This is a genomic window from Spirochaeta dissipatitropha, assembly GCF_054657935.1.
In genome coordinates, this window is record NZ_BAAHXT010000009.1 from 155,276 (window position 1) to 161,664 (window position 6,389).

A 6,389-nucleotide genomic window follows, 5' to 3' on the forward strand; every position below is an offset into this window, starting at 1 on the left:
CAATTCCTTTTGCATCCCAATGCATGCCGCAAAATAAATGAGCAGCCCATCAGGCTGCTCATTTTTAATGTGATCAGTTACCGACAATCTCTGCACGAGTATAATACCCGGAGCCAACCAGAACCTCTTCCCAGTTATTGATGTCCACCGAAACAGGAATTTCCAGGAATGACGGAACCACTTTAATACCATTATCATAGGTACTTGTATCATTGACTTCAGCATCCGTCCCCTGAAGTACTGCATCAACCATATCAGATGCCCGCAGTGCCAGAACCCTGGTATCCTTGAAAACGGTCTGAGCCTGCTCTCCGGCTAGTATAGACTTTACGGAAGGAAGTTCTGCATCCTGGCCGGTTACAACCGGCATCGGTCTGGATGCTCTATCACCATATCCAACACCTTTTAGAGCTGAAAGAATTCCAATCGAAATTCCGTCATAAGGTGAAAGCACTGCATGCACCAGATTATCTGTATAATGGGCAGTAATAATATTATCCATCCGCTGCTGAGCAGTTGCGCCATCCCAACGAAGGGTGGCAACACGTTCGAAATTGGTCTGGCCGCTTCGAACCACGAGTTGCCCGCTTTCAATAAAGGGATTCAGCTGATCCATTGCGCCGTCAAAGAAAAAATACGCATTGTTGTCATCCGGACTACCGGCAAAAATCTCGATGTTAAAAGGTCCAGCTCCTGATTCAAGTTCCAGAGCTTCGACGATGTAACGTCCCTGTTGAACACCAACGAGGTAATTGTCAAATGTTGCATAATAACTGACATGCGGACTGTTCCGGATCAGTCGGTCATATGCAATTACAGGAATATTATTCTCTGCAGCAAGATCAAGCACGTTGCTCAGAGCTTCACCATCAATACTGGCAATTACCAATACGGATGCACCTCTGGTAATCATATTCTCGAGCTGCGCCACCTGGGCATCAATGCTGTCCTCTGCATACTGTAAATCTACTCGGTAGCCTCGCTCTTCGAGCACTTCCTTCATGTAATTTCCATCACCAATCCAGCGCTGTGAAGACTGTGTAGGCATAGCTATGCCAACTAATGGAGTTCCATCATCTCTTTGACCAGCTGCAAATACCCCACCTGTTAAGGCGACAGACAGAACCAGAACGCAAAGAATAGAAATAATTCTTTTCATACCACTCCCCTTCGATAAAGATTAAAACGAAAGCATTTTTGCGCGCATTCATGATCATTTGCTTTCGTTTGTGATTATACCGTAGCACTACTTCTTTCAGCCGTCAACTTTTTTTTATAGAGATATAGCTTATTCGTTGGTAGCAAGACTCAGAATGGCTTCTTTGCTGGCCTCAGCTTTTGAAAACTCTCCAGCAATCTGTCCACCGGAAAGCACCAGTATTCTGTCAGCCATGCCGATTATCTCATCAATCTCGGAACTGAACAGAATAATGGAAGCGCCTTTGGCGACCAGATCATTCATTGCATTGTATATATCTATTTTGGCAGCAGCATCCACTCCGCGGGTGGGTTCATCGAGCAGATAGATCAACCCACGTCTCATAAAAGCCCTTGCCAATACGGATTTCTGCTGATTCCCGCCGGAATAGGATCCCACAAGATCATCCGGCATGCCGGGCCGGATAGCCATTCGGCGGGAATATTCAGAGGTCATTTCCCGAAGGCTGTTGGTATCAATTCCCCAACGGTCAACAAAGCGTTTGAGGCTTGCGATGGTCATATTCAATGAAAGATCAGCATGCGGAAAAATAGCTTCCGTAATTCTGTCCTCCGGTACAAGCACCAGTCCATGTGCAAGCGCTTCACCGGGATCTGTAAGACGGAGCAGCTTTGAGTTAACCGTTACAGTCCCGGTATCCACCGGCTGTGCGCCAACCAGACAGTGAGCAAGACGCGTTCTGCCAGAGCCCATTAGACCGGTAATTCCCAGAATCTCCCCACGCCGTAATGAAAAGGAAATATTCTCGAGAGCCGGTTTACTACACAAATCCTGTACCCGCAGCACCTCTCCACCTGGTTCAGGACAGGTCCGTGGATACATATGCTTTACCTGTCCACCGGTCATCAATCCGATGAATTCCTCTCGGGCTACCTTGTGTGCACTGCACGTTGTAACCAGGCGCCCCTGATGCATTACAGATACGCGATCACCGATTGTCTGTACCTCATCCAGACGATGTGAAATATACATAATCCCGATTTCCTGTGATCGAAGGGTTTTGACCGCATCGAAAAGCACCTCCCGTTCAGTGTCTGACATAGCAGAAGAAGGCTCATCGAAAATCACTATCTGCGGATCGGCGGCGATGGTTCTGGCCATAGCTGTCAACTGCCGCTCGGCATAACCCAGATCACCAACCAGAGAATCGGGATCAAGATCGACTCCGATCCGTTGAAATAATTCTATACAATACAAATAGGTACGTGACACAGAATACCATCGATGCTGGATTGGCAGACATACATTCTCAGCAACTGTCAGATTATCAAACAGCTGAATATCCTGATGCTGGTACACAATACCGCTTTGTGTCGCCTGATGAAAACCGGAAAAATCCACTGGTGATCCATTCACCTTGATGCTGCCGGAATCAGGTCGATGATATCCGGCAATCAACTTCATCAGAGATGATTTACCCGATCCATTTTCGCCAACCAGAATGTGAACCTCGCCTGGAAACAGATTCATATTGATATCATGAAGTGAAAATCCTGAAGGCCCCCTCCACGAAATGTTTTCCAGCTCCAGACAAGGATTCATGTCGATTCTTCCCCCCGATGGGACACAGTTTCACGCCCCTCAAAGACATCTATAGCAGTGTACAGTGCAGCACTGGAATTAAAGATTCTGGATTTAAAATCATCATCTATACCCGGGTGGGCAATGAGGGATGTTGCTGAGTTGATATCTCCGAAACGGTAAAAAGCATTGCTGCCAAACGCTGCACGCGTGCAGACCACCGTAGAGGAATCGGCATGCTCAGAAGCCGCTCTGATCAGATCGGCTTTCTGCTGGGAATCGACCGAAAACTGCAGGGCTGTATTTATTCCATCGACCTGATAAAACAACTGCTGGACGTAATAACGCTGCAGATGCTCGAGTGTAATGCTGCCATATACAGAACTACCTTCAACATCACCTCCAAGCAGTACTGCCTTGTTCTGGATCTGCTGACCCACAATACCTGCAATCCGAAGGTCATTCGTCAGAACTGTAACTGACTGGCGTGCAGACAGCTTTTCAGCAATCCTTTTATTAACCTCTCCGTCAAGCAGCATGACTATGCTTCGGTCGCTAATCATTCTGCAGCCAATCAAGGCCAGTTCAGATATTTCATCGGCATCAGATCCCTGTGAAGGAGTGTTAACAAGAGGTGCCTTACTGATTTGATTCAGGACCGCCCCGCCATGGGTTCGGGTCAGAAAGCCGTCATTCTCGAGCTTCATGAGATCCCTGCGTACGGTAACCTCCGAGACAGATAAAAGCGAGCTCAAGGCCGGAACCTCTACCTTCTCATGCTCGAGTATATATTCCTTGATTATCCGGATACGTTCAATCGCAAACATTTACGAAAGTATAGCATGGCAATCCTGTAGTCTGCCACAATTAATCGAACAGATATCTATGATTTATTGTGATCGTTTGCTTTCAAATGGGATAAAACAGCTGACAATGCCGCACAGACTACAGGACGGCATTGTCAGAAAAGTGTCGCGGCAGCCTATTTTCCTGCCGCAGACTCCCAGTTTTTCGGAACAAAGACATAGTCGTGCAGGCGAGCCTCAAAAAACTGCTCCCCGCCTTCATAGATATGACCGGAGAAGTGATAGCGCGTTCCGGTCATTCCCCTGAGTTTCTCCTGGTAGTCCGGATGAACAAAATACCGGGTTTCATCCATCCCATTCCTGACCACAATAACGACATAGCTGCGGGGCTCATTGCCGTACATGGTGGGAATACCGGTAATGGTCATTGACTCCTGTCCAGCTTTGTCTTTCTTCATGGTTTCACCTGCTTCCAGTGCTCCGGAATTATCAGTGATCTTCTTCTCCTCTGTATATTCCGCAGGTCCCGCTGTTACACAGGACGCTGCGAATGCTATACACAGGATGCAGAAAGCCGGAATTATTCGTTCAAATTTCATGTATACATCCTTTCAATTGACACAGTCCTATCTGATCATGAGGTAGAGCTGCACACTGTCGCTGTCCGGCTTTGCAAGCTCGATTGCCATCGAATCCATCCCGAGATCCTGCCAGCTGTCCTGTGACCAGACCTGGAATCCGTAGGGCCTAATTGCAGGAAAATTATGATTCACAATATCCAGAACATCAGGGCCATCTTCTACCTCGAACAGATCGAATGTAGGTATTGTATAGTTCAGACCATTCCAGGAATCCGACAGCCCGCTGAAGTCATGCTCGACTGCCTCATGACCAGTAGGGAAAACAAGAGTCTTTGCATACTCCTCGACCACCCCATTGAAGTCCACACTGTAACCCAGCTCCTGCAGTGCCTCATTAATTGAGTTTATCCCAGCATAACTATTCGTCGAGAGTTCGTAGAGCAATTCAGCGCCGCCGTAGTTCCGAGCAAGAAAAGCACCGAAAATGTATGCGCTAGCATAGCTGTTGAGTACATATTCAGGGGCTAACCAATCGACTACTCCCGATAGAATATACCCCCCATTATTGAAAGCATTTATACGCCCGCTGGGATGCGAGTCATACAGAGTAGTTTCAAGGGTCTCCGAAAGATAATCCTCAGCCAGCATCGACAGCATTTCATTGAACCAGGTCGTAGTGGCAATGCCATTCATTGACTTCTGCGCAAAATGAATCATGTGCTGATATTCATGGGCCAGGGTACTCTTTATGCCATCCGGCCAGGTACCGGTGAAATGCGCGTCTATATAGAAAATTTCCATTTCATTGGATTTCAGATTCCATCCCCATGAATCAAGCTGATCCTGGGTATAGCCATCCTTACCCCAGAAGTAGCCTAAAACCCCACCTGTCTGGCCAGACTGGTAATCATTACTTATATCGTAGAAAAGAATGCTGATTCGCTTGTCACCGTCCAGTCCTCCGTCACCATCCGGACCGCCTCCGACCTCATAGCCAAAAAGATTCGTCACCTTCGGGTACAGCAATTCGAAGGCATCGCGCATTTCATCGGCTTGTGCCTGGTTGAGCATGTTATCATCACCCTGGATAGAATCAGGATCCCAGTTTGCATCGTGAATCCAGATATAGCTGTTATCCCCGACAGCCCGCAGGGTCGCCGGAATCTCCTCGAACACCTCCTTCTGACCGTTGGGACCGTCATCCACCCAGAAATACCGTGTATCACCAGCAGAATAGCTCAGGTTGCGTTCAAGACCAGGTAGCATAGTCGAACTGCGGGAAGCCGTCAGTCCGGCAGGAGTAGCCTGTGCATTGAAATCCTGCACGTCACGGCGGTCGAGAATATAATAACCATCATCCGAAATATGGCGTAGTTCACCAGACTCAATATCCCGCGAACTTATGCCATAACTGGAAAGCACAGGATCCAGACCTGCACTGCTATAAACCCGGGAATCTGTCGGTTCAGTTCTGGAACGAACTTTATTACTCAACACCCCTGTTGACTCACTGGCTGATGCTTGCGAGTAGTTTGCCTTGACCAGGAATACCGATTTTCCTTCCAACTGATTCAAATGTACTATCCGGGAAGTATCTGTCGATCCGAAATATACTGGCACCACAGCCTGATGAATGGTTTCTCCCGTAAAATCAGCAGTCACTTCGAGGGATGAGGCTATGGTAACACTAACAGGATTATCCGTACTGACAATATCTCCCGACCAACTGTTAAAGCTGTCTGGATCATTGGCAACAGCCGTCAGTTCAACCTCGGTACCGGCAACATACGGACCATTGTTAAAGACGCCTCCAACCCGGCGCTCGACATATCCATTTCCCGTTATGCTGATATTCAGGGCAAAAGTCTCAGCTACAGGCACGACCTTGATCCAGTGAGTACCACTACCAGCACCTCCATTCCACTGTGTTGCTTTTACATATACAAGGTCTTCCTCTGCTTCGAACTCGATATGTGTAATATCATCATAAATATCGACCTGACCGCTTTCCCCGGATGGATATATATAGATGTAGGAAGTTTCCATATCAGTTTGATATGCCCCAAGCTCGTTATCATAGCTGGCGGGACCAGGATTGTCGGGATGATCAAATTCACTATCCTGGGTATAGATTCTGTATCTGATTCCAGGTTCAGCGACAAACTGAAACCACTCATGTTCAGCACCCTCAGGATCAGCTTCAAACCATTCCCCGAGCGTCAGCACATGGACTTCGTCGCCATCGCCATCGCCATCGCCATC

Annotated in this window: 5 protein-coding genes; all 5 read right to left on the reverse strand. The window is 47.7% G+C overall.

Annotation, left to right across the window (positions count from 1 at the left end; all coding sequences use genetic code 11):
• Positions 1-73 precede the first annotated feature (73 nt).
• The gene (gene chvE, locus ACYQ2L_RS12160; protein WP_460056017.1) at positions 74-1,159 is read right to left on the reverse strand and encodes a multiple monosaccharide ABC transporter substrate-binding protein; all 1,086 of its coding nucleotides are present in this window, start codon (positions 1,157-1,159) and stop codon (positions 74-76) included.
• A gap of 129 nt (positions 1,160-1,288) precedes the next feature.
• Positions 1,289-2,761 carry a sugar ABC transporter ATP-binding protein gene (locus ACYQ2L_RS12165; protein ID WP_460056020.1) on the reverse strand — a complete coding sequence of 491 codons (1,473 nt, stop codon included), beginning with the start codon at positions 2,759-2,761 and terminating at the stop codon, positions 1,289-1,291.
• Positions 2,758-3,567 (reverse strand): DeoR/GlpR family DNA-binding transcription regulator, encoded by an 810-nt coding sequence (locus ACYQ2L_RS12170; protein ID WP_460056022.1) that lies wholly within the window; start codon positions 3,565-3,567, stop codon positions 2,758-2,760. The genes ACYQ2L_RS12165 and ACYQ2L_RS12170 overlap by 4 nt, the downstream gene beginning before the upstream one ends.
• 155 nt (positions 3,568-3,722) lie before the next feature.
• On the reverse strand, positions 3,723-4,145 hold the full coding sequence (locus ACYQ2L_RS12175) for a hypothetical protein (protein ID WP_460056024.1): 423 nt from the start codon (positions 4,143-4,145) through the stop codon (positions 3,723-3,725).
• Positions 4,146-4,172: 27 nt separating this feature from the next.
• A partial coding sequence (locus ACYQ2L_RS12180) for a M30 family zinc metallopeptidase (RefSeq protein WP_460056027.1) occupies positions 4,173-6,389 on the reverse strand: 2,217 nt, incomplete at its 5' end.